The organism is Ensifer sp. (assembly GCF_035999185.1).
Lineage (GTDB): Bacteria > Pseudomonadota > Alphaproteobacteria > Rhizobiales > Rhizobiaceae > Ensifer.
The window spans coordinates 1-22661 of record NZ_DASYHB010000029.1 but is presented as its reverse complement, the minus strand read 5'-3'; the positions used below and the strand labels follow the sequence as shown (position 1 = coordinate 22661).

The window sequence follows — 22661 nt, the reverse complement described above, 5'->3', positions numbered from 1 at the left end:
TTTCTGGCGGGCCGCGATCAGAGTGGCCGACAATGCCGTCGATTGCAACGCCCAATCAGCTACCGCAATAAACGGTAGTCTATGCTTTCGATCGTGTTTGTCGATGTAGGAAAATATTCGCCTGCTGCAGTCTCTAGGTGCAACCCTATTTTTCGCTGGGGGCTGACATATATGGAATGGCTTGCCCGGACGCGGCGGATTTTCCGTGATCAAACTTGCGGAGCGAATTTCGAGGGAGAAACTCATGCGCTTGACTAGACTGCTTATCGGAACTGCCTTTGCCTTTACACTGACTGCTGCTGCGGCGAGTGCCGACGTGGTCGTCTCCTCGAAGATCGACACCGAAGGCGGCGTGCTTGGCAACATCATTCTTGCCGTGCTCAACGCCAACAACATCAAGACGGTCGATCGCGTCCAGCTCGGCGCGACGCCGGTCGTGCGCAAGGCGATCGCCGCCGGCGAGATCGACATCTACCCGGAATATACCGGAAATGCCGCCTTCTTCTTTGAGAAGGCTGATGACCCGGTCTGGAAGGATGCTGCCAAGGGTTACGAAGCGGCCAAGAAGCTCGACTACGACGCCAACAAGATCGTCTGGCTGACGCCGTCGCCGGCCAACAACACCTGGGCGATCGGCCTGCGCAAGGATGTGGCGGACGAAAACAAGCTGAAGACGCTGAGCGATTTCGGCAAATATGTTGCTGGCGGTGGCAAGGTCGTGCTTGCGGCGTCGTCCGAATTCGTCAACTCGGCCGCCGCCCTTCCGGCGTTCCAGACCACCTACGGCTTCACGCTGAAGCAGGACCAGCTCATCACGCTTTCCGGCGGTGATACGGCGGCGACCATTGCGGCTGCGGCCAACCAGACGAACGGCGCCAACGCGGCGATGGTCTATGGCACCGACGGCGGCATCGCGCCCTCCGGTCTCGTGGTGCTCGAAGACGACAAGTCGGTGCAGCCGGTCTACCAGCCTGCCCCGATCATCCGCGAAGCGGTGCTGAAGGAGAATCCGCAGATCGAGGAACTGCTGAAGCCGGTGTTCGAAAAGCTCGATCTCGTCACGCTCCAGGATCTGAACGGCCGTGTCCAGGTCGGCGGCGAGCCGGCCAAGGCTGTCGCCGAGGATTTCCTGAAGAAGAACGGCTTTCTGAAATAGGTTGACGGATAACCGGGGCGCTGGTCCGATGGCCAGCGCTCCCGGCCTATGCCTGCAGGTGCCGGGAACGCGCCGGCACAGGCGGGGAGGGTATGCAGTTTGAACGGACTCCGCTTTGACAAGCTCGGAGCGATTGTTGCGGCCTTGGCGCTCGGTGGCGCGTTTATAGCGCCGTTCGCGACGTTTCGCGCCAATCGCATTGTCGCCGGTGAGGCAAAGACAATCGTCGAGTCGCTCCCGCAGATTTGGAGCGCGGGCCTGCTGCTTGTCGTCCTGGCCGCTATCGCAGTCGCCGCTTTGCGGTCCCCGGTCGCTCTGCGCCTTGCGGCGGCCTTCGCGGCGCTGGCCGTTCTGGCGCTCGCGATCGGCGTTGCTGCCGGGTTCCTTACGCCCGAAGGCAACAGTTATGCCCGCATCTCGCCGGCCTCCGGCTTCTGGATCATGCTCTTTGCCTTTGGTCTTCTCGCCGCCGACGCCCTGACGCGGTTGCGCCCAACACCTTCCGTGCGCATCGGCGTGCTTGCCGCCGTGCTTGCCTTTGCCGGCGTCATCCTTTTCTTCGGCGCCTGGGACGAACTGTCGATCCTTAGGGAATATGCTGGTCGTGCCGATACGTTTTGGGCCGAAGCCCGCAAGCACGTGACGCTGGCGCTCGGTTCGCTCGCCGCTGCGACGATCGTCGGCCTGCCGCTCGGCATCCTGTGCCACCGGGTGGCTCGTGTGCGCGACGGCTTGCTTGGCGTCCTCAACGCCGTCCAGACGATCCCGTCGATTGCGCTTTTCGGCATTCTCATCGCACCGCTCGGCTGGATCGCCGTCAACGTTCCGGGTGCGGCTGCGATCGGCATTCGCGGCATCGGCGTCGCGCCCGCTTTTGTTGCCCTCTTCCTCTATTCGCTGCTGCCGGTGGTTGCCAATACCGTCGTCGGCCTTGCCGGCGTTCCGAGGGATGCAAACGACGCGGCTCGCGGCATCGGGATGACCGACTGGCAGCGGTTGGTTGGTGTCGAGTTTCCGCTGGCCTTCCCGGTGATCCTCACCGGCATCCGCATCGTTCTCGTCCAGAACATCGGTCTTGCCACCATCGCAGCGCTCATCGGCGGCGGCGGCTTCGGCGTCTTCGTCTTTCAAGGGGTGGGCCAGACCGCGATGGATCTGGTGCTGCTCGGTGCTGTGCCGACCGTCGTGCTCGCCTTTGCCGCAGCCATCGTGCTCGACGCCCTGATCGAGATGGCCAGGCCCAACAACAGACAGGCAGAGGCCGCATGATCGAGATCGAGAACATCACCAAGCGCTATGGCGAAACCGCCGTTGTCGACGACGTCAGTCTGACGATCGCGCCACGCACGGTTACCGTGATCGTCGGCACCTCCGGCTCCGGCAAGACGACGCTGCTGCGCATGGTCAACCGGCTGGTGGAGCCGACGTCCGGAGCGATCCGCCTCGACGGCGAGGACAATCGTTCGTTGCCGGGTTACGAGCTGCGCCGACGCATCGGCTACGCCATCCAGGGCCACGGCCTGTTCCCGCACCGCACCGTCGCCCAGAACATTGCGACGGTGCCAACGCTGCTCGGTTGGGAGCGGTCGCGTATCGACGCCAAGGTGACAGAACTCCTGAACCTCTTCCAACTCGATCCGGCATCGTTTGGCCCGCGCTTTCCACACGAGCTTTCGGGCGGCCAGCAACAGCGGGTCGGGGTCGCCCGTGCGCTCGCCGCCGAGCCGAAGGTCCTGCTGATGGACGAACCCTTCGGGGCGCTTGATCCGATCATCCGCGCCAAGGCACAGGACGATCTGCTCGCGATCCAGAAGCACTTCGAGACGACGATCATTCTCGTCACCCACGATATGGAGGAAGCCTTTCAGCTCGCCGATCACATCGCGGTCATGGACAAGGGCAAGCTTGTGCAATACGCCACGCCGACAGAGATGCTGCGGCAGCCCGCGACGCCCTTCGTTGAAAGCCTGATCGGGGCGGGCGAGCGGCCGTATCGCCTGTTGGCGATCGCGCCGGTCGCAGGTGCCGTGGAGCCGGGTGCGGCCGAGGGGGCACCGATATCGAGCGCGCTTACCCAAAGGGAGGCGCTCGCCGCGCTGCTGTGGTCCGGCCGCAACGCTTTGCCGGTCGCCGGCCCCGACGGTGCAATCATAGGAAAGATCAGCCTCGAAGGGTTGGCGCGACGGGCGGCCGGGCCGACGTGATGCTGAAACTGCCTGTTCTTCTTCGCCTCGCGGCCTTCGTCGTGCTGATGGCTTTTCTGCTCCAGCCCCATTGGTTCGAGCCGGTGCTGCGGCCGCTCGTCCAGGATAATGCGCCGGTTATCTATAACCAGGGCAGCCTGCTGCAGCTGACGCTCCTGCATCTGCGCACCGTTGCCATTGCGACGGCGGCCGCCACGGTTGTGGCTCTGGCCCTTGCCATTCTCGTGACGCGCGCGTCGGGCGCGGAGTTCCTGCCGCTGTCGCGCAGCCTGGTGAACATCGGCCAGACCTTCCCGCCGGTTGCGGTGCTCGCCCTTGCCGTTCCCATCTTCGGCTTTGGCGAAAAGCCGACTTTGATCGCGCTGTTCCTCTACGGCCTGCTGCCGATTTTCGAGAATGCCTTGACGGGGCTGACGACTTTGCCGCCCTCGGTGATGGAGGCGGCGCGCGGCGCGGGCATGACGGGTGCCCAGCGCCTCGTCAGGGTCGAGCTGCCGCTTGCCATGCCCGTGATCCTCGCCGGTATCAGGCTGTCGATCGTCATCAGCCTCGCAACGGCGACGATCGGATCGACGGTCGCGGCGAAGACCCTGGGCGAAGTCATCATCGCCGGGCTGCAATCCAACAATCTCGCCTTTGTCGTTCAGGGCGGACTGATCGTCGCTGTTCTTGCCGTGTTGCTGCACGACGCGCTGCAGGCGGTCGAGAGAAGGCTCGCCGTTCGAATGGGCCGCTAGGCGTCCGAGAAAGCCGGCAGCGACAAATGCCGCGGCGATGGCGCCAAACGACGATAACGCGTGCTAGGATGGCCCATGCTTTATCGCGGCGCAAAGAGCCCTGTTGTCAGGGATATGGGCGGGTTCAGGGTTAGGCTGAACATGCCCGGCTGGCTGCTGCCGTGGCCGCGCGACCATGGCTACGGGCCGCTGGCAATGGTTGCGGAGACGATGCTGGATCCGGGCCGGTTGGTCGCCATGCACGAGCACCGAAACGATGAAATCCTGTCCTGGGTGCCTGACGGGGTCATGCGCCACGATGACCGTGCGACCGGTCGCTTGATCACCGATAGCGCACACCTGATGGTGATGAATGCCGGACAGAGCTTTTGGCATTCGGAAGAGACTTTGCCGAGCGATCCGCCATTGCGGATGCTGCAGATACTCGTGCGCCCGTCGGCCCCCGACCTTCCGCCGAACATCCAGCACGGTCCGATCGTCACGGTGCCTGTCAATCAGTGGCGCCATCTTGTCGGCCCGGAAGGCGGCACCGCGCCGTTTTTCATGCGCAACGCTGTAGACGTGTTCGACCTCCGGGTCGAAGCCGGGGCGCACTTGGCGTTTCCCCGGGCCGAGGGGCGGCATCTCTATTTCCATGTCTTTTCGGGCGGAGTCGATGCTGGAGGCATCAGGTTCGGCGCGGGAGATCAGGGGCTTTATGTGTCTGACGCCGCCCTGGAACTCCGTGCCTTCGCTGCTTCGCTGATCGTCGCGTTTCTGATTGACCCGCACGCGCGGGTGGTGCGGCAAGGCACGATCGGGGACCATCCGAAGATCCCACCGCCCCTTCTTGCCAGGCCGTTGCTGCGGCTGCTCGCCTGGCGCAATCGCCTGCGCGGACAAGGTTGACTGGATCAGCAGCCTCTCACGCAACGTGAAGTGGTCTGGACCGCTTTCCTCCTGCTGTAGAGTTGCGGCAATGGCACCCTTCTTGGTTGTCCGTAAAATGCCTGCTTTCTCAGCATTTGCCTTCTTCATGAAAATGAATTTCACAGTTTTACAAAATATGCGGATTTGAGTTGACGGCCTGAAAAAACTGTCCCAGTCTGCGAAAATAAATTACGCCAAAAGGCAAGGGAACAGTGCGAGCATGAAAGTCGGCATCATCGGACTCGGATTCCGTTTGGGTTATCTCGGCTATGTCTTCAAAGCCATGGACGAGAGCTTCGAGATTGCGGGTTATGTTGATCCGAATCCGGCCGGATTGCCCACGCTCACGGAAAAAGGCATCTCTGCCGGCAAGGCCTATGCGACGCCCGAGGAACTGATCGCCAACGAGAAGCTCGATCTCTTGATGATCGGCTCGCCCAACCATATGCACCTCGACCATATCCGTACCGGTCTCGAGGCGGGCCTCAAGGTCTTCAGCGAAAAGCCGATCGTTACGACGGTCCAGGAAAGCCTGGAACTCGCTGGCCTGATGGCGAAGTTCGGCCACGAGCGATTGATGGTCGGTCTCGTGCTGCGTTACGCGCCGATGTACCGCGACCTGCGCGCAGCCCTTGCCGAAGGCAAGCTCGGCCAGGTCGTTTCGATCGAGGCTTCGGAGCATATCGAGCCCTATCACGGCGCCTTTTTCATGCGCGACTGGCGTCGCTACGAGCGCTACTCCGGCAGCTTCATGCTGGAGAAATGCTGCCACGACCTCGATCTCTACAATGGTGTCGTCGGTGCCCGGCCGGAACGGGTCGCAAGCTTCGGCGGCCGCAAGAGCTTTATTCCCGCCAACGATCCGGCGCGCGAAGGCATCAACGATCTCGAACTCTTCCACCGCAAGCCGAGCGGATGGATGGGTTCCGACAAGGTCTTCGACAGCGACGGCGACATCATCGACTACCAGGTGGCGATCGTCGAATACGCCAACGGCGTCGGCATGAACTTCCACACCAATCTCAACGTGCCGGACCAGTTCCGCCGCTTCTGCATCATGGGGTCGCGCGGCATGGCCGAGGGCGATTTCATCCGCGGCTACTTCGACGTGCACGAAATGCTGACCGGCAAGAAGGTCGTCGAGAACAAGTACGCTGCCACGGAACTGTCGCAGCATTACGGCGCCGACGAGCAGATGGCGACCGATATCATCGGCCATGTCCGCGACGGCAGGCCGTTGCCGGTATCGACGCTTGATGCGTTGGAGGCAGGTATCCTGGCGCTCTCGATGGACGAGGCACGACGCAAGAAGAGCGTCATCGACCTTAGGCCCATCTGGGACCGTTTCGACGAAGCCCTGCATTCCCGCGCGGCGTAAGGGGAGGCGAGGGATGAGTGTTCAACGCAGCACGGTCATCTTCGCCTGGATCCTGCTTCTTCCCGCTGTCCTTTACGTCACGGTGATCGTCGCCTATCCGCTGGTCGATACGTTCATCCTGTCGTTTACGGACGCGTCGCTGAAGAAGACGACCAACTGGGTCGGCTGGACCAACTACGACAAGATCTTCAACGAGACCTTTGCCGAGGTCATCTTCCGGACCTTCATCTGGACGTTCTTCTCGGTGTCGATCAAGATGATCATCGGCGTGTTCGGCGCGACCATGCTGAACGCGGCCGTGCCCGGCCGGGCGCTTTTCCGCCTGCTCACCATGCCGCCATGGATCGTGCCGATGGCCATCGGCATCTTCATGTGGGGCTGGATGTACAACGGCCAGTTCGGCATGATCTCCGGCGTGCTGCAAAACCTCGGCGTCGTCGATGGACCGGTCGCCTTCCTTGCCCGCGGCGAGACCGCGTTCTGGGCGACGATCATCACCGACGTCTGGATTGGCGTGCCGCTGGTGACGCTCTACATGCTAGCGGCCATGCAGGCGATCCCGCAGGATCTCTACGAGGCCGCCTGGACCGACGGGGCGGGTCGTTTCTACCGCTTCCGCCGCATCACGTTGCCGCTGCTCGTGCCGTCGCTGATCACCATGTCGATGCTGTCGCTGATCGCGACCTTCAACTCCTTCGACATCATCTGGATTCTCACCCAGGGCGGCCCCAACGGCGAGACGACCACGATGATCATCGATACCTATCGCACCGCGATCGGGTCGAAGAAGTATGGCGAAGGGGCGGCGCGTGCGGTGCTGATCTGCATCTTCCTGTCGATCTTCTGCTTTGCCTATTTCCGGGTCACAAGCCGCCTTTCTCAGGGGGAACAGAAATGAGCCAGCCTGCGCTGATCAATCGCTACCGCTGGTACGAACTTGTGGGCATCTATGCCGGCATCTTCCTTTTCCTGTGTTTCATCCTCGCGCCCTTCGTCGAAGGGTTCCTGGTGTCGCTGAAGCCGCTCGGGCTTTTGTTCTCCTCGCCCTATCGCTTCTGGCCGGAAAACGGCTCCTTCACCGCCTACTTCACGATGTGGGAAAGCGTGCCGGGTTTTGCCCGCTACATCTTCAATTCCTTCTTCATCTCCACCATCGTCACGGCCATCGTGCTGGTGCTGGTCATTCCCGCCGCTTACGCTTTCGCCCGCTTCAACTTCCGCGGCGCCGGCGTTCTTCTCGGCGCGTTCCTGGCCGTCAACATGTTTTCGGGCGCGGTGCTGCTCATACCGCTGTTCCGGCTGATGCGCACCTTCGGCGTGCTCAACACCTATCTTGCGATGATCGTGCCGGGTGTCGCCTTCCTGATCCCCTCGGCGATCTGGCTGTTGCGCACTTACATGATGCGTATCCCGCGTGAACTGGACGAGGCAGCCTTCGTCGACGGAGCCAGCCACTTCTACACGCTGCGCCGGGTGATCCTGCCGATCGCCATGCCTGGTATCACCGTGGTGGCGATCACCACCTTCATCGGCGCCTATGCCCAGCAGTTCATCTACGCGCTGACCTTCAATTCCAAGAGTGAGTACATGCCGCTGCCGGTCGGCCTCTTCGCCTATTTCGGACGCCAGGAAGTGGTCTGGAACGAGCTGATGGCCGCAAGCTTCGTCGGCATTGCGCCGGCCGTCGTCGTGATCTTCCTCTTGCAACGCTATCTCGTCAGCGGGCTGACCGCGGGCGCGGTGAAACAATAAGACTTAAGTCAACCACCAGAGAACGGGAGCTTAAAAAGTGTCTATCCAATTCAAGACGGGGGTACTCGCCCTTGCCCTGCTCGGCTCGACCGCGCTCGGCGCAGTGACCGCCAAGGCGGCTGATCAGGAGATCAGCTGGATCTATTGCGGCGACACCATGGATGCGGTGCACGAGAAGTACATCAAGCAGTGGGAAGAGAAAAACCCGGGCTGGAAGGTAACCCCGGAAGTCGTCGGCTGGGCCCAGTGCCAGGACAAGGCCACAACGCTTGCTGCCGCCGGAACACCGGTCGCCATGGCCTATGTCGGCTCGCGCACGCTGAAGGAATTCGCCCAGAACGACCTTATCGTTCCGGTGCCGATGACGGACGACGAAAAGAAGACCTACTATCCGAACATCGTCGATACCGTAACCTTCGACAACAACCAGTGGGGCGTTCCGATCGCGTTCTCCACCAAGGCGCTGTACTGGAACAAGGACCTGTTCAAGCAGGCTGGCCTTGACCCCGAGACGCCGCCGAAGACCTGGGCCGAAGAAATCGAGTTCGCCAAGGCTATCAAGGAAAAGACCGGTATTGCCGGTTACGGCCTGCCGGCCAAGACCTTCGACAACACGATGCACCAGTTCATGCACTGGGTGTACACCAACAACGGCAAGGTCATCGACGGCGACAAGATCGTTATCGACAGCCCGCAGGTGCTTGCAGCTCTCCAGGCCTACAAGGACATCACGCCCTACTCGGTCGAAGGCGCCACTGCCTACGAGCAGAACGAAATCCGCGCCATCTTCCTCGATGGCAAGGTCGGCATGATTCAGGCTGGTTCGGGTGCGGCGACGCGCCTGAAGGAAACCAAGGTCAACTGGGGCGTTGCGCCGCTGCCGCTCGGCCCGGAAGCCAAGGGCGAGGGCACGCTGCTCATCACCGACAGCCTGGCGATCTTCAAGGGTTCGGGCGTCGAGGAGAAGGCAATCGAGTTCGCGAAGTTCATCACCTCGCCGGGTCCGCAAGGCGAATATGAACTCCAGGGCGGCGCCGGTCTGACGCCGCTGCGTCCGTCGCCGATGGTCGACGAATTCGTCAAGAAGGATCCCTATTGGAAGCCGTTCATCGACGGCATCACCTATGGTGGTCCGGAGCCGCTCTTCACCGACTACAAGGGCTTCCAGAACGTCATCATCGAGATGGTCCAGTCGGTCGTGACCGGCAAGGCCGAGCCGGCGGATGCCCTGAAGAAGGCCGCTGGCGACCTCGAAGAATTCAAGTAAAGCCATCGGGCCGCGGGCTTTAGGGTTCGCGGCCCCTACTTTGTTTTGCTATAAATGAGCCGCTTCTCGCCGGTGGCCGGAGACAGTTTCTTGGGACAGCTCAATCTCAACAAGGTTCAGAAATTCTACGGGACGTTCGAGGTGCTGAAAGGCATCGATCTCGAAGTCAAGAACGGTGAGTTCGTCGTTTTCGTCGGACCCTCCGGTTGCGGCAAGTCGACCTTGCTCAGGATGATAGCCGGCCTCGATGAGACCAGCTCGGGGGACATCCTGATTGAGAACAAGCGCGTCAACGATCTGCCGCCGGTCAAGCGCGGCATCGCCATGGTCTTCCAGTCCTACGCGCTCTACCCGCACATGACCGTCTTCGAGAACATCGCCTTTCCGCTTCGGGTGGAAAAGATGGCGGAGGACAAGCTGAAGGCAAAGGTGGAGCATGCCGCGCGCATCCTGCACCTGGACCAACGCTTGCAGCAGAAGCCGGGCATGTTGTCCGGCGGCCAACGCCAGCGTGTCGCGATCGGGCGAGCGATCGTGCGCGAGCCGAAGATCTTTCTCTTCGACGAGCCGCTGTCGAACCTTGATGCGGCCCTCAGAGCGGACATGCGCATCGAACTGGCGAAACTGCACCGGCAATTGAAGGCAACGATGATCTACGTCACGCACGACCAGGTCGAGGCGATGACGATGGCGGACCGGATCGTCGTGCTCAATGCCGGTGAGATTGCCCAGACCGGCGCGCCGCTGGAGCTCTATCACAAGCCTGCCAACACCTTCGTTGCCGGCTTTATCGGCAATCCGAAGATGAACTTCCTGCCGGTCACCTGCAAAGCGGTCAGCGATGCAGGGGTTGAGGTGGATTACAAGGGGCAGACCGCAGTCATCCCCGTCACGCCGCGGGGCAACCTCGTCGGACGGACGCTGACGCTGGGGGTGCGGCCGGAGCACATTGTGCTCGGCACCGCCGATCTTGCCCTCAAGGTGACGCCAACGGTGATCGAGCGCCTCGGCGCTCACACGGTCGCCTATGCGGCGGTCGGCGGTGAGGGCGAGAATTTCTGCGCCATGTTGCCAGGCACCGCGGCCATCCGGCCGGAAGAGACGGTGCAGACCGGCATTCGCGCTGCCGATTGCCACCTCTTTGACGAGGCCGGTCTTGCGCTCGAGCGCCGGGTCGAACTGACCGACATCGACATGGGCGTGCTGGATCCGGCTGCGGCCTGATTGCGGCGTTCAGAAAAGGAAATGGACCGCTGTCCTTGACGAGATGGCGGTCCATTCATTTTTAGTCTTGAGACCGTCGCAGCACCGGCGAAGCGCGGTGTCTGCACGCGACTGCACGTTTCTTGTATTCGTAGAGCGACAGCGACCTTTGCGTGCCTGAGAAAGACGCGCGGCTCCGTAGAAACGGATCAGGCCGCGCCCTTTTCCGTTTCGTGCGGATTGGCGACCTTGGGCCAAATATCCTTGCGGGCCCGCTTGTAGTCGGTCCTTGCCGGGTTGTTCGGGTAGGGCGTTCCGGCCGAACAATAGAGGATCTCAGACGCGATCTTCGAGAACGATGCGTAGAAGTGATTCGTCGACTTGATGACCAGGATCTTCATGGCTGTCGGGTCGATGCCCATCACCGAAAATAGGCTCGGATCGAAGCTCTGCGCGCGGGTGGAATTGAGGATAATGTCGATGCCATTGAGGTGGATGTGAGCGGCATCGCCGAAAGGCGCGAAACTCTCGCCGAAACGCATTTCGGCGTCACGTACGAGCTTGACCACCTTGACCGTTCCATCGACCGGATTACCGGTTCCGGGCGCCGACTTGGCGCCGAAGCGCAGCGGGATCTCGGCCCCTTCGCCAGCTGCCATGCAGATCTGCACGGCCATCGGATCCCAGATCGTGCCAACGGCGACGTCGGTTGCGCCCCGCGCCAGCAGTTCCTCAAGCAGAACCGTCGCGTCGCCGGCCGTGCCGCCGCCTGGATTGTCCCAGACATCGGCGATCACGACAGGACCCTTCGATGCAGCGAGCGCCTGGGAAACGGCTTCCTTCTCGTCGATCTGCGGCATGATGAAGGTTCCGCGATGGGAGAAAAGCTCGAGCCCCAGCTCACGCGCCAGGCTTGCGCCCTTTTCCGGCTTGCCGTTGGTGACGGCAAGAAGCTTCGTGCCCATTTCCGGCACATCGCCCGCCATGAATCCATGGATGACGGAGAGCGAAAGGACGTCCTGATCTTCCTTCTCGATCCGCATCAGCTTGTCGACGAAGGACCGCATCGGCTCACGCGAGGTCGGGTAGACGTCGATCATCCGACAGTCAAAGATCGACATCACCGGATTTGCCCGGCCCTCGAGTGTCGCGACAACAATCCGCCAGAGATCCTCGGCACGATCGACGAAATCGGTGTGCGGAAACTCTTTGAAGTAGACGAAAAAGTTCGACGCTGCCGCACGCTTGGCCGTCAGGTGGCTGTGGGGGTCAAGTTCGGCGCAGACGAGGATATCAGGCCCGACGATCTCGCGAACGCGCGAGAGCAGGTCACCTTCCGGGTCTTCGTAACCGTCGGCGACCATGGCTCCATGCAGACCGAGAACCACGGCGTCGACGGGCATGGCTGCCCGCAACTGACCGAGGATTTCGTCGCGCAGGCTCTCATAGGTCTCTCGGTTGACGAGGCCGGCCGGGTCGGCCCAGGTCGCGGTGCCCTCGATCAGCGTCCAGCCCTTCTCTGCGCAGACGCCGCGGCCGACCGTGATCGGCGCGGTGCAGAGCGTCGGTGTTTCCGGGTGTTGTCCGGGAGGCGCATAGAGCGAGGCTTCGAACGCCCGGCGGTCGATGCAGATCGGTGAGAAGGTATTGGTTTCGGTCGCGAGCGCCGCTGTGAAGATCCGCAATGCCATTGCCTTTTTCTGTGCCGCGTCGCGCTTAGGCCGCGCCCATCGGGTTCGGCAGGTAACCGGTGAAACCGGCAATCTTCCAGCGCCCTTGATGGAAGCGGCAGTAATAGACGGTCTGCCATTTCAGGACGTCGACACTGCCGTCCGACTTCTTGAGGCTTCCGTCGAACTTCTTGCGCGCGAGCGCCTGGTCGCCGTTGATCTCGATGTCTTCGAGCGTCGTCGTCGTGAAGATCGCGTTGCGCGGATCTTCGGCGAAGCTCTCCTTCGCGAAGTCGTTCGCCTGGCGCAGCCACTCGTCGCGATAGGCGGCAAGCGACGGGAACGTCAGCCGCCAATTGTCCGGATTGGTTTCGCGGCGGCCGTCGATGCCGATGAAGCCCTCCTCGACGAAATCGCCTGACACCATCGACCAGTCCGCAGCCAGAAAAGCGGTGATGTCGCGCGAGACAAGCATCTCCCAGATCGAATGACGTGCGACGTCGGAGGAGGGGAATGGGTTGAGGAAGGGATCCCGCATATTCTCGCCCTGGATTGAAATTCTTTTCATGAACGGTGTTTTTCGCTGGTCAAATTCCGCTTTCTATGGTCACTTGTCAACGATCGAAGAAAATAATTTGCACGAAGGCGGACATGACCATCAAGAGATACGGTACTGTGCAAGTCGGTGCTGGCGGCAAGCCCTTGCCCTTCGCACGTGCAGTCGAGGCCGACGGTTGGCTCTATGTCTCCGGGCAGGTCGCCATGGAAAACGGCGAGATCATCGAAGGTGGGATCATCCCGCAGACGCATAAGACGATCGCCAATGTGCTGGCCATTCTCACGGAGGCCGGGTACGGTCCGGAACATGTGGTTCGTTGCGGCGTCTGGCTCGACGACCCGCGTGATTTCTGGACATTCAACAAGATCTACCAGGAGTATTTCGGTGCACATCCGCCGGCGCGGGCCTGTGTCCAGTCGTCGATGATGGTCGATTGCAAGGTTGAGATCGACTGCGTCGCCTACAAGCCGAAGGAAGGCTGATCAAGCAAGGCGTAAGCGGGCGATGGACATCTTCGCGACACTGCAGGAAGAAAAAGGGCGGCTCTCCCAATCGGAAAACCGGATTGCCGATATTCTGCTGAATGACTTCGAGTTCGCGGTAAACGCCTCCATCATCGAGCTCGCGAGCAAGGCGGACGTGTCTCCGCCGACCGTCACCCGCTTCTGTCGCCGGCTCGGTTGCGACAGCTTCTCCGACTTCAAGGTGCAGCTCGCCCGCACGGCCTATATCGGCATGCGTTACCTCAAGCCGGAGCCGAAAAGCCGCGAAACCGGCGATGTCGCCCAGGACATCATCACCAAGTCGCAGAACGCGCTGTTCCTGCTGCATCGATCGCTCGATCTTGCGGCGATCGAGCAGGCGGTCGAGCGCATTGCTGCAGCGGAAATGATCTACGCCTTTGGTTCCGGCGGCAATTCCTCGATGATCGCCGGCGAGCTGCAGAACCGGCTCTTTCGCTACGGCCTGCGCATTACCGCCAGTTCAGACCACAGCATGCAGCTGATGATGGCGGCGGCGGCACGGCCGACGGACGTGCTCATCGGCTCGTCCTTTTCCGGTCGCAACGCCGAGCTCGTACGCGCCTTCACGCTGGCGCGCGAATTGAAGGTGCCGACCATCGCATTGACGCAGAGCGGCAGCCCGGTTGCAGCTGCCGCCAGCATCACGGTTCCGGTCGATTTGCCCGAAGGCAACAATATCTACCGTCCCACCTCCACCCGCATCGCCTATCTGGCTTTGCTCGATATCCTCTCCAGCCTCGTCGCTTACCGCGTGCAGCCGCAGGCGACCACAACACTTCGGCGCATCAAGCAGCAGCTGGTGACACACCGCGACGGTGACGATCGCCAGTTGCTCGGAGACTGACGTGCCGCGAAAGGTCCGCCCATGACGCAATCGCTTGCGATCGTAACCGGTGCAGCCGGTGATATCGGCCGTGCCATCGCCCGGCGCCTGTCCGACGATCATGATGTTATCCTGCTCGTGGACATCGATGCGGAGGCGGCGGAACGGGCGGCGCGCGAACTTGGCGGCGGCCCGCGTTTCATCGCCACGCCGTGCGACGTGACCAATGCCGAGAGTGTCGCGGCGATGGCGGCAGCTGCGAAGGGCGGAGGCGCGGTTCGCACGCTCGTCAACAATGCGGGTGCTGCCCGCGCCGTCAGCCTGCAGGACACGACGCCCGAGATCTGGCGCATGGACAATGCGCTGAACCTCGAAGCGGCGTTTCTCACCTTTCGTGCAGTCGAGGACATGTTGAAAGAGACACGCGGATCGGTGGTCAACATCGCCTCGGTCAACGGTATGAACGTCTTCGGGCATCCGGCCTATAGCGCGGCAAAGGCGGGGCTTTTGCATCTGACCCGCCTTATCGCGGTCGAGTACGGCAAGTTCGGCATCCGATCGAACGCGGTGGCGCCCGGCACGGTGCGGACCCAGGCCTGGGAGGCGAGGGCTGCGGTAAATCCTGAGGTCTTCGAGGAGGCGCGCCGTTGGTATCCGCTGCAGCGGATCGTCAACCCGGACGATGTGGCCAATGCCGTGCATTTCCTGGCGGGGCCGCTCGCCGCTGCGATATCGGGCGTCTGCCTGCCGGTCGATTGCGGCCTCACCGCCGGGCAGGCGGAGCTGGCGCGGACATTCTCACAATCGAGCCATTACTGACATCAGCATTCGGAGGACGTGCATGCATCCGGTTTCCTATCGTCTCGAGGCCTCCTGGCAGCCGGACGGCGGGCCGTTCGGGCGGTTTACCTTCACGCTCTACAATTTCTCCGGTGGCCCGTTGTCGGGTTTCACGATTGCCTATACCTCGCTGACACGCGTCATCGATCCCAAGGCTTGCGAGAATGCGGTCTTCCTGCGGCGCAATGCCAATTTTCACGAATTCGCGCCGCCTGCGGGCCTGATGATCGAAAACGGAGAAAGCTGGGTCTTCACGGTCAGCGGCCTGCATCGCAACGCGCGCCATTGCACCGACGGTGCGAAGTCCGCCTATCTGACACTTGGCGATGGCCGGCATGTGCCGGTCGCGGTTTCCGACCTGCTGCTGGAAAACGCCGTCAGCGAGCCGCCACCTCAGCGGCTGCCGGAGGGCAAACTCGACCAGCCCTACGCGCTGCAACCCTGGCCGGCGACACTTGCGCTTCGCCCAGGGCAGGGCTTTCCCGTGGTTCTCTATCCGGCACACGGCACCGATCGCGAAGCGATCGCAGCGATCGACACCGTCCTTGCGATGTTCCATCGGCTGTTTCCTGCCGCGCACGCACCCTTCAGCCTGTCTGCTTCCGCCCAGGGACGCCCGGTCGTGTTCACCTCGGACAAGTCCCTGCCGAGTGACGGCTATCGCCTCGATTTTTCGGCGACCGAGATCCGCCTAGGTTTCGGTGGCAGCGCCGGTCGGCAATACGGCCTGACGAGCCTCGTCCAACTCCTGGATGGCGCGCGCAAGCATCCCGGCACGTTCCGCTTTCCCGAGAGCGGCACGATCTCGGATGCGCCGCGCTATGGTTGGCGCGGTTGCCATCTTGACGTATCGCGCCAGTTCTATCCGGCTGCCGATGTGGCCCGACTGATCGACATTCTCGCCTGGTTCAAGATGAACGTCTTCCACTGGCACCTGTCGGACGACGAGGCCTGGCGCCTGGAAATCAGGGCTTTCCCGGCCTTGACGACGCTCGGCGTCCTGCGTGGCCCGGACGAGCCACTCTTGCCGCAACTCGGCAACGGCGCAGAACCGGTCGGCGGCTTCTACAGTCAGGCGGACGTCAAGGCGATCGTCGCACGGGCAGCAGCACTTCATGTCGATGTCGTGCCGGAGATCGACATTCCCGGTCATTCGACGGCCACGCTCGTCGCGCTGCCGGACCTGACCGACGGCCAGGAAGCGCCGGAGAGCTATCATTCGGTCCAGGGTTATCCGAACAATGCGCTCAACCCGGCCGTTGCGTTTACCTATGAGTTTCTCGAGAAGGTGTTCGACGAGATGGTCGAGCTCTTCCCAAGCGAATACATCCACATAGGTGGCGACGAGGTCGCCAACGGTTCGTGGCTCGCCTCGCCACTGGCCAAGAAGCTGATGGAACGGGAAGGCATTTCCGGTACATTTGCGCTGCAGTCATACTTCCTCAGGCGCATAAAGGCGATGCTGACGGCGCGCGGACGCAAGCTGGCCGGCTGGAACGAAGTGGCGCATGGCGGCGGCGTGTCAACGGTCGACACGTTGCTGATGGCCTGGGAGCGCCCGGAGGCCGGCATCGAGCTGGCACGCGAAGGCTATGACGTGGTGATGACCCCAGGACAGGCCTACTACCTTGATATGGCGCAGGCCGATGCCTGGCAGGAGCCCGGTGCAAGCTGGGCCGGCACGGCGACACCGGCTCATACCTATGGTTACGAGGCCGAGGGCGATTTCCCCGATGCCCTGAAACCGCGCCTCAGAGGCATCCAGGCTTGCATCTGGTGTGAGCATTTCCTTTCGCGCGACTACTTCAACCATCTCGTCTTCCCGCGACTGCCGGCAATTGCGGAAGCCGCCTGGACGCCGAAGGCGGAAAAGGACTGGCTGCGTTTCGCAGCGATCGCCCCGCTCAGCCCCAATCTTTGAGAGAACCGCTCATGCGCATTGCCGTTGGTGGCATCCACACCGAATGCAGCACCTATTCGCCCGTCCTCATGACGGAAGAGGACTTTCGCGTGCTGCGCGGACAAACGTTGCTGGACGCAGACTATTTCAGCTTCATGAAGGCCGAAGGCGTCGAGCATCTCCCGTTGCTGCATGCGCGCGCCGTTCCCGGCGGTCCCGTGTCTCGCGCAACTTACGACGCTTTCAAGGCGGAATTCCTGGCATTGCTCCGTGGCGCCCTGCCGATCGACGGGCTCTACCTCGCCATGCATGGCGCGATCAAGGTCGATGGGATGGACGATGCAGAAGGCGACTGGATATCGGCCGCCCGCGCGGTCGTCGGGCCAGATTGCCCGATTGCCGCAAGCTACGATCTGCACGGCAACGTCAGCCAGAGGATCATCGATCAGCTCGACATCTTTGCTGCCTACCGGACTGCGCCGCATATCGATACGCCGGAAACGATGACGCGCGCCTGGTCGATGCTCGTCGCAGCGTTGCGCGACGGGACGCGTCCGGGCGTCGCCTGGGCCCCGGTGCCCGTGCTTCTGCCCGGAGAATGCACGTCCACCGAGGATGAACCGGCAAAGGCGCTCTATGCGCAGTTGCCTGAGATCGACAAGCGGCCGGGCATTCTCGACGCCAATCTGATGGTGGGTTACGTCTGGGCCGACGAGCCGCGGGCGACATCCTGCGCCGTGGTCACTGGTTCGGACAGGATCGCAGCCAAACAGGCGGCGGAGGAAATCGCTGCCGGATACTGGCGCGAACGGCGCAACTTCCGTTTCGGCCCGGTCACAGGGCCGCTCAACGAAATGCTGGATATCGCCGAACGGGCGACAACGGCGCCGATCATTCTTGCCGATTCCGGTGACAATCCGACGGGCGGCGGCGTCGGCGACCGGGCCGATGTGCTGAAGGCGCTCCTGGCTCGCGGTTGGCGCGGCGCACTGATTGCCGGCATAACGGATCGACCGGCGGTCGAGGCGTGTTTTGCGGCCAGCGTCGGCGATACCCTGATGCTGAAGATCGGAGGCAGCCTCGACCCGGCAAGCCCAGCCGCCGAGATGTTGGTGGGGATCGTCAGGCTGGACGATCCGGGAGCGGTGAAGGAACGGCAGGCCGTGGTTCGCGTCGGCGCCATCGATATCGTCATTGCCGCGCGGCGCAGGCCCTACCACAATATCGAGGATTTCCGTCGGCTTGGCCTCGATCCGCAGGCGGTGCGGCTGCTCGTCGTCAAGTCGGGCTACCTTTCGCCCGAACTGGCGCCGATCGCCAATCCCAACCTGATGGCGCTGACGGAAGGTGTCGTCAATCAGGATATCGCCGGCCTTGCCAGCCAACGTCGGCAACGGCCGACCTTCCCCTTCGACCCGGACTTTGCTTTCGAACCCGTCGCCCGCTTGTCCGCGCGCTGGTCGGACCACGACTGAAACTTGGCATTTCTATTTTACCCCGCCCGGCATCGGGCGGGCTTTCTCCTTCCCCGCTTTCCTCCACTTTGTGGCCGCCTTTTACCATGACTTCGACCCTTCTCAGCGCCATGCGCAACCCAGGCATGCGGATCAGCATGCTGGCGATCTTTCTCTTCGGCTTTGCCGGTGCTGCCACATCTCCTTACCAATCCGTCGTCGGCATCAACGAACTGGGCCTGAGCGACGCCGTCTATTCGCTGCTGATCCTGCTTGCCTCCACGGTCAATGTCATCGTCAGCGTCTCGATCGGCATCCTGGCCGATCGTGTCGGCAACTATCGGCTGTTGATGTCGACGGCGATCCTGTTCGGCGTTGTCGGTTACGGCATTGTCTATGTATTGCCTTACCAGGCGAGCTTCGTCGTCAGTGTCCTGGTGTTCCTGCCGATCTACGGTGCGCTCTACACGCTGCTTTTCGCCAATGTTCGCAGCATCGCGCGCCGCATGAGCGGGCATGACGCGGCATCGCTGACGACGGGCGCGCGCGCGGCGATATCGGTGTCCTGGGTTCTGGTACCTGGCTTGGTCGGCTTCGCGCTGGCGGGTGGCGAAAGCATGCTGCCCGCCTATCTGCTCGCCTGCCTTGGTTGCCTCGCCAATCTGTTGATCGTCTATTTTCGACTGCCCAACGAAGGCGGGGCCGACGCTTCGCTCGGCAAGCGGCTTTCCTACTGGACGTCGTTTCGGGAGATCCTGGCACCGCGCATCTTCTTCAGGGTGATAGCGGTCGCCACCATCACATCGACGCTGCATGTCAATGCCGCGGTTCTGCCCTTGATCATGACCGACGAGATCGGCGGCAGCGTTACCGACATCGGCATCATCGTCGGCATCGTCGCCTTCCTCGAAGTCGTCTTCATCTTCGTCTGGGCGCGCATCCAGATGAGCTTGGTGCCGTTCAAGGCGCTGGCATTGGGGACGGCCATCTACATCGGCTACATGGTGCTACTCGGGTTTTCGACGGCGACGTGGCAGATCTACGCCCTCACGCTGATCAGCGCCTTTGGTGCAGCGGCATTGATCACCATCCCCATCAGCTACCTTCAGGAACTGATCGCCGATCGGCCGGGCTTGGGAAGCTCGCTGATCGCGGTGAACCTGTTTTTAAGCGGCGGCCTTTGCGCCGGGCTTTTTGCACTCGGCACTCGGCTCAGTGATTATTCAGGAACGGCGCTGCTCGGCGGTGTCGGGGGATTTGCCGGCCTGTTGCTGCTGTTGGCGCTTGATGGCGATAGAACAGGGAAGGGTAAGATCCGTCGCTAGATGGGCTTAGTCCCAGGGCTCGTCGACAAAACTGCAGGTGAGTTTGGTCTGGTTGTCCTGGAGACATTTCTTCTTTTGATCGGCGAGGATCATGATCCTCGCGAAGAAGCGCGAAAAGTCGGCTTTGCTGGAGGTGAACGTGGCGATCCCCAGAGCGTGCGCCTGGGCCTGCGCCACGCAGGTCGCCAATTCCTGATCGGGGACATCGCTGTTTGCAACGATGACAGCTCGGTCAAATCGCCCTTCGGCGGAATAGTTCACGGCGGAAGCGCAATTTGGCACGCCAGTTGCCGCAGTATCGTTCAGCAGCCGCTCGTAGTAGGGGTCGAAGCCGAAATCTTCAATCTTGCTGACGTCGACCCGGCCATTCTTGACGACGTCCTTTCTGAAGATCACGCCGATGGTGTTTCTTCCGAGCCCCGGTTGGGCCTTGGTCTCAATTCCGGCGGCCATGGCGATCATTTGAATTGTAGAGAAGACGACGTCCCTCTTCTTGGTCTCCCCTTGGCTCATTCCGACGCCGACAAATTCCGGGAAGGCGGTAAAATGCCGTTCTCCATTGCGAACTGGGCCGAAGAAACTCACGTTTTGAGCGACCGCAGACGAGGCAACAAAGACGCTCGCAAGAAGCCCGGTGGCAAACATAAGATGTCTAATGGTTCTTCTCCCGTACCTGCCCTAGTGCATGAAGCTTTCTCATAAAAAACCAGCGCTTGCTGAGCGAGCAAAGATGTTCCGCAACGGGTCGCCGGCAATGCGATGGCATCTCGATTTTTCTAGCATTGCTATCAACAGCTGCAAGGCGCCGGAGCGAGGAAGACGCAGTCCTGACGCTAGTCTCATCAAAAAGTGATTGGGGCGCCTTTCGGCGCCCCAATCAGTATGTCCTTGAGATGTCGGTCGAGAGCGGATCAGTTGCCGAGAATGCCCGGCAGGCGCAGCCCCTTTTCCTTGGCGCATTCGAGCGCGATGTCGTAGCCCGCATCGGCGTGGCGCATGACACCAGTTGCCGGGTCGTTCCAGAGCACCCGCTCCAGGCGCTTGGCCGCATCATCGGTACCGTCGGCGCAGATGACGACGCCCGAGTGCTGCGAGAAGCCCATGCCGACGCCGCCGCCGTGATGAAGCGAGACCCAGGTGGCGCCCGATGCGGTGTTGAGCAGCGCGTTCAAGAGCGGCCAGTCGGAAACGGCGTCCGAGCCGTCCTTCATCGCTTCGGTCTCGCGGTTCGGCGAGGCGACCGAACCGCTGTCGAGGTGGTCACGGCCGATGACAACAGGGGCCTTCAGCTCGCCATTCCTGACCATCTCGTTGAAGGCGAGGCCGAGGCGGTGGCGGTCGCCGAGGCCGACCCAGCAGATGCGTGCCGGCAGACCCTGGAAGGAGATGCGCTCGCGCGCCATGTCCAGCCAGTTGTGCAGGTGCTTGTTGTCGGGCAGCAGTTCCTTGACCTTGGCGTCAGTCTTGTAGATGTCTTCCGGATCGCCCGACAGCGCCGCCCAGCGGAACGGGCCGATGCCGCGGCAAAACAGCGGACGGATATAGGCCGGGACGAAGCCCGGGAAGGCGAAGGCGTATTCGAGGCCCTCTTCCTTGGCGACCTGGCGGATGTTGTTGCCGTAGTCGAAGGTGGGGATGCCCATGTCCTGGAAGGCGATCATCGCTTCGACATGTTCGCGCATCGAGGCGCGCGCTGCCTTTTCGACGGCCTTCGGGTCGCTTTCGCGCTTGGCCTTCCACTCGGCCATGGTCCAGCCCTTCGGCAGGTAGCCGTTGACCGGGTCGTGGGCAGAGGTCTGGTCGGTGACCATGTCGGGGCGGATGCCGCGGCGAACCATCTCGGGCAGGATTTCGGCGGTGTTGCCGAGCAGGCCGACGGACTTCGCTTCGCCGTTCTTGGTCCAGCGGGCGATGATTTCCATCGCCTCATCCAGCGTCTCGGCCTTTTCGTCGAGGTAGCGGGTGCGCAGGCGGAAATCGATCGAGTCCGGGTTGCATTCGACCGCAAGGCACGACGCGCCGGCCATGACCGCTGCGAGCGGCTGGGCGCCGCCCATGCCGCCGAGGCCGCCGGTCAGCACCCACTTGCCCTTGAGGTTGCCGCCGTAATGCTGGCGGCCGGCTTCCACGAAGGTCTCGTAGGTGCCCTGAACGATGCCCTGCGTGCCGATGTAGATCCACGAGCCAGCGGTCATCTGGCCGTACATGGCGAGACCCTTCTTATCCAGCTCGTTGAAATGATCCCAGTTCGCCCAGTGCGGCACGAGGTTGGAGTTGGCGATCAGAACGCGTGGCGCGTCCTTGTGCGTGCGGAAGACGCCGACCGGCTTTCCGGACTGCACCATCAGCGTCTCGTCGTCGTTGAGGTCCTTGAGCGTCTCGACGATCTTGTCGAAATCGGCCCAGGTGCGCGCAGCCCGGCCAATGCCGCCATAGACGACCAGTTCGTGCGGGTTTTCCGCGACGTTCGGGTCGAGGTTGTTCATCAGCATGCGCAGCGGCGCTTCGGTCAACCAGCTCTTCGCGCTCAAGTTAGTCCCATGCGGGCTCTTGATGATGCGGGCGTTGTCGAGGCGGCGGTTCATGGCGGGTCTCTTGGTCAGAGGAGCGGTGGGAAAGGATCATGCGCAAGCGCGGGCCGCGCAGCGTCGGCAAGGTCGTCGCTTGCAGCGAGCGCCGCCGCAGCAGCGAGGTCGTCCGCCATATAGCGATCGGCATCGAGCGGCGGGACGCGCTCCCGCAGCCGCGCGATGACGGCCGACAGGGCGCGGCTGGTTTGCAGCGGCGCGCGCAGCTCAATGCCTTGCGCGGCGACCAGGAGTTCGATGCCGAGAATATTGGCGAGATTGTCGGCCATCTCGGAGAGGCGTCGCGCGGCATGCGCCGCCATCGAGACGTGGTCTTCCTGATTGGCGCTGGTCGGCGTCGAGTCGATCGAGCAGGCGGCGGCGCGCTGCTTG

21 protein-coding genes are annotated in these 22661 nt (G+C 62.2%); 16 read left to right on the top strand and 5 right to left on the bottom strand.

From position 1 onward, the window contains the following. Positions 1 to 244: 244 nt before the first annotated feature. The 10 genes from osmF to VGO04_RS02865 all read left to right on the top strand — a co-directional run bounded on the left by osmF (position 245) and on the right by VGO04_RS02865 (position 10627). Positions 245 to 1156, top strand: a complete 912-nt coding sequence (gene osmF / locus VGO04_RS02910) for a glycine betaine ABC transporter substrate-binding protein OsmF (protein WP_327494461.1) — start codon at positions 245 to 247, stop codon at positions 1154 to 1156. A 48-nt stretch (positions 1157 to 1204) separates the two neighbouring features. Continuing rightward, the gene (locus tag VGO04_RS02905; protein WP_327494460.1) at positions 1205 to 2425 is read left to right on the top strand and encodes an ABC transporter permease; all 1221 of its coding nucleotides are present in this window, start codon (positions 1205 to 1207) and stop codon (positions 2423 to 2425) included. Next, positions 2422 to 3360 (top strand): ABC transporter ATP-binding protein, encoded by a 939-nt coding sequence (locus VGO04_RS02900; RefSeq protein WP_327494459.1) that lies wholly within the window; start codon positions 2422 to 2424, stop codon positions 3358 to 3360. The genes VGO04_RS02905 and VGO04_RS02900 overlap by 4 nt, the downstream gene beginning before the upstream one ends. Further along, positions 3360 to 4097: an ABC transporter permease gene (locus tag VGO04_RS02895; protein WP_327494458.1), complete on the top strand. Its 738-nt coding sequence runs from the start codon at positions 3360 to 3362 to the stop codon at positions 4095 to 4097. The genes VGO04_RS02900 and VGO04_RS02895 overlap by 1 nt, the downstream gene beginning before the upstream one ends. 75 nt (positions 4098 to 4172) lie before the next feature. Next, positions 4173 to 4985: a pirin family protein gene (locus tag VGO04_RS02890; protein WP_327494457.1), complete on the top strand. Its 813-nt coding sequence runs from the start codon at positions 4173 to 4175 to the stop codon at positions 4983 to 4985. Between the two features lie 241 nt (positions 4986 to 5226). Further along, positions 5227 to 6384: a Gfo/Idh/MocA family oxidoreductase gene (locus VGO04_RS02885; protein WP_327494456.1), complete on the top strand. Its 1158-nt coding sequence runs from the start codon at positions 5227 to 5229 to the stop codon at positions 6382 to 6384. A 13-nt stretch (positions 6385 to 6397) separates the two neighbouring features. Further along, positions 6398 to 7282, top strand: a complete 885-nt coding sequence (locus VGO04_RS02880) for a sugar ABC transporter permease (RefSeq protein ID WP_327494455.1) — start codon at positions 6398 to 6400, stop codon at positions 7280 to 7282. Then, positions 7279 to 8136, top strand: a complete 858-nt coding sequence (locus VGO04_RS02875) for a carbohydrate ABC transporter permease (protein WP_327494454.1) — start codon at positions 7279 to 7281, stop codon at positions 8134 to 8136. Before VGO04_RS02880 ends, VGO04_RS02875 begins: the two co-directional genes overlap by 4 nt. Positions 8137 to 8173: 37 nt before the next feature. After that, a complete protein-coding gene (locus VGO04_RS02870) occupies positions 8174 to 9403 on the top strand; it encodes an ABC transporter substrate-binding protein (RefSeq protein ID WP_327494453.1) in 1230 nt (409 codons plus the stop codon). 90 nt (positions 9404 to 9493) lie between these two features. Beyond that, entirely contained in the window at positions 9494 to 10627 is a 1134-nt protein-coding gene (locus tag VGO04_RS02865) for a sn-glycerol-3-phosphate ABC transporter ATP-binding protein UgpC (protein WP_327494452.1), read from the top strand. Between the two features lie 188 nt (positions 10628 to 10815). Here the strand turns inward: VGO04_RS02865 and VGO04_RS02860 are convergent, their stop codons facing one another. Next, a complete protein-coding gene (locus VGO04_RS02860; RefSeq protein ID WP_327494486.1) occupies positions 10816 to 12291 on the bottom strand; it encodes a M81 family metallopeptidase in 1476 nt (491 codons plus the stop codon). Positions 12292 to 12322: 31 nt separating this feature from the next. Next, positions 12323 to 12814 carry a hypothetical protein gene (locus VGO04_RS02855; RefSeq protein WP_327494485.1) on the bottom strand — a complete coding sequence of 164 codons (492 nt, stop codon included), beginning with the start codon at positions 12812 to 12814 and terminating at the stop codon, positions 12323 to 12325. A gap of 113 nt (positions 12815 to 12927) precedes the next feature. Here VGO04_RS02855 and VGO04_RS02850 point away from each other — a divergent pair, with 113 nt between their 5' ends. The 6 genes from VGO04_RS02850 to VGO04_RS02825 all read left to right on the top strand — a co-directional run bounded on the left by VGO04_RS02850 (position 12928) and on the right by VGO04_RS02825 (position 19701). Next, positions 12928 to 13317: a RidA family protein gene (locus VGO04_RS02850; protein ID WP_327494451.1), complete on the top strand. Its 390-nt coding sequence runs from the start codon at positions 12928 to 12930 to the stop codon at positions 13315 to 13317. A 22-nt stretch (positions 13318 to 13339) separates the two neighbouring features. Next, entirely contained in the window at positions 13340 to 14203 is an 864-nt protein-coding gene (locus VGO04_RS02845; RefSeq protein ID WP_327494450.1) for a MurR/RpiR family transcriptional regulator, read from the top strand. A 21-nt stretch (positions 14204 to 14224) separates the two neighbouring features. Next, on the top strand, positions 14225 to 15001 hold the full coding sequence (locus VGO04_RS02840; protein WP_327494449.1) for an SDR family oxidoreductase: 777 nt from the start codon (positions 14225 to 14227) through the stop codon (positions 14999 to 15001). 22 nt (positions 15002 to 15023) lie between these two features. Beyond that, the gene (locus VGO04_RS02835) at positions 15024 to 16943 is read left to right on the top strand and encodes a beta-N-acetylhexosaminidase (RefSeq protein ID WP_327494448.1); all 1920 of its coding nucleotides are present in this window, start codon (positions 15024 to 15026) and stop codon (positions 16941 to 16943) included. 11 nt (positions 16944 to 16954) lie between these two features. Beyond that, the gene (locus VGO04_RS02830) at positions 16955 to 18397 is read left to right on the top strand and encodes a M81 family metallopeptidase (protein WP_327494447.1); all 1443 of its coding nucleotides are present in this window, start codon (positions 16955 to 16957) and stop codon (positions 18395 to 18397) included. A gap of 86 nt (positions 18398 to 18483) precedes the next feature. Beyond that, positions 18484 to 19701 carry an MFS transporter gene (locus VGO04_RS02825; RefSeq protein ID WP_327494446.1) on the top strand — a complete coding sequence of 406 codons (1218 nt, stop codon included), beginning with the start codon at positions 18484 to 18486 and terminating at the stop codon, positions 19699 to 19701. Between the two features lie 6 nt (positions 19702 to 19707). Here the strand turns inward: VGO04_RS02825 and VGO04_RS02820 are convergent, their stop codons facing one another. The 3 genes from VGO04_RS02820 to VGO04_RS02810 all read right to left on the bottom strand — a co-directional run. Beyond that, a complete protein-coding gene (locus VGO04_RS02820) occupies positions 19708 to 20346 on the bottom strand; it encodes a hypothetical protein (RefSeq protein WP_327494445.1) in 639 nt (212 codons plus the stop codon). 266 nt (positions 20347 to 20612) lie between these two features. Further along, a complete protein-coding gene (gene hutU / locus VGO04_RS02815) occupies positions 20613 to 22286 on the bottom strand; it encodes a urocanate hydratase (protein ID WP_327494444.1) in 1674 nt (557 codons plus the stop codon). 14 nt (positions 22287 to 22300) lie between these two features. Beyond that, the coding region (locus VGO04_RS02810) for an aromatic amino acid lyase (protein ID WP_327494443.1) at positions 22301 to 22661 on the bottom strand (361 nt) is incomplete at its 5' end.

What these genes read in the sequence shown, in the direction of transcription:
- osmF (WP_327494461.1), top strand. Translation starts at nt 245, where the DNA reads ATGCGCTTGACTAGACTGCTTATCGGAACTGCCTTTGCCTTTACACTG.
- VGO04_RS02905 (WP_327494460.1), top strand. Translation starts at nt 1,205, where the DNA reads ATGCCTGCAGGTGCCGGGAACGCGCCGGCACAGGCGGGGAGGGTATGC.
- VGO04_RS02900 (WP_327494459.1), top strand. Translation starts at nt 2,422, where the DNA reads ATGATCGAGATCGAGAACATCACCAAGCGCTATGGCGAAACCGCCGTT.
- VGO04_RS02895 (WP_327494458.1), top strand. Translation starts at nt 3,360, where the DNA reads ATGCTGAAACTGCCTGTTCTTCTTCGCCTCGCGGCCTTCGTCGTGCTG.
- VGO04_RS02890 (WP_327494457.1), top strand. Translation starts at nt 4,173, where the DNA reads ATGCTTTATCGCGGCGCAAAGAGCCCTGTTGTCAGGGATATGGGCGGG.
- VGO04_RS02885 (WP_327494456.1), top strand. Translation starts at nt 5,227, where the DNA reads ATGAAAGTCGGCATCATCGGACTCGGATTCCGTTTGGGTTATCTCGGC.
- VGO04_RS02880 (WP_327494455.1), top strand. Translation starts at nt 6,398, where the DNA reads ATGAGTGTTCAACGCAGCACGGTCATCTTCGCCTGGATCCTGCTTCTT.
- VGO04_RS02875 (WP_327494454.1), top strand. Translation starts at nt 7,279, where the DNA reads ATGAGCCAGCCTGCGCTGATCAATCGCTACCGCTGGTACGAACTTGTG.
- VGO04_RS02855 (WP_327494485.1), bottom strand. Translation starts at nt 12,814, where the DNA reads ATGCGGGATCCCTTCCTCAACCCATTCCCCTCCTCCGACGTCGCACGT.
- VGO04_RS02850 (WP_327494451.1), top strand. Translation starts at nt 12,928, where the DNA reads ATGACCATCAAGAGATACGGTACTGTGCAAGTCGGTGCTGGCGGCAAG.
- VGO04_RS02845 (WP_327494450.1), top strand. Translation starts at nt 13,340, where the DNA reads ATGGACATCTTCGCGACACTGCAGGAAGAAAAAGGGCGGCTCTCCCAA.
- VGO04_RS02840 (WP_327494449.1), top strand. Translation starts at nt 14,225, where the DNA reads ATGACGCAATCGCTTGCGATCGTAACCGGTGCAGCCGGTGATATCGGC.
- VGO04_RS02835 (WP_327494448.1), top strand. Translation starts at nt 15,024, where the DNA reads ATGCATCCGGTTTCCTATCGTCTCGAGGCCTCCTGGCAGCCGGACGGC.
- VGO04_RS02830 (WP_327494447.1), top strand. Translation starts at nt 16,955, where the DNA reads ATGCGCATTGCCGTTGGTGGCATCCACACCGAATGCAGCACCTATTCG.
- VGO04_RS02825 (WP_327494446.1), top strand. Translation starts at nt 18,484, where the DNA reads ATGACTTCGACCCTTCTCAGCGCCATGCGCAACCCAGGCATGCGGATC.
- VGO04_RS02820 (WP_327494445.1), bottom strand. Translation starts at nt 20,346, where the DNA reads ATGTTTGCCACCGGGCTTCTTGCGAGCGTCTTTGTTGCCTCGTCTGCG.
- hutU (WP_327494444.1), bottom strand. Translation starts at nt 22,286, where the DNA reads ATGAACCGCCGCCTCGACAACGCCCGCATCATCAAGAGCCCGCATGGG.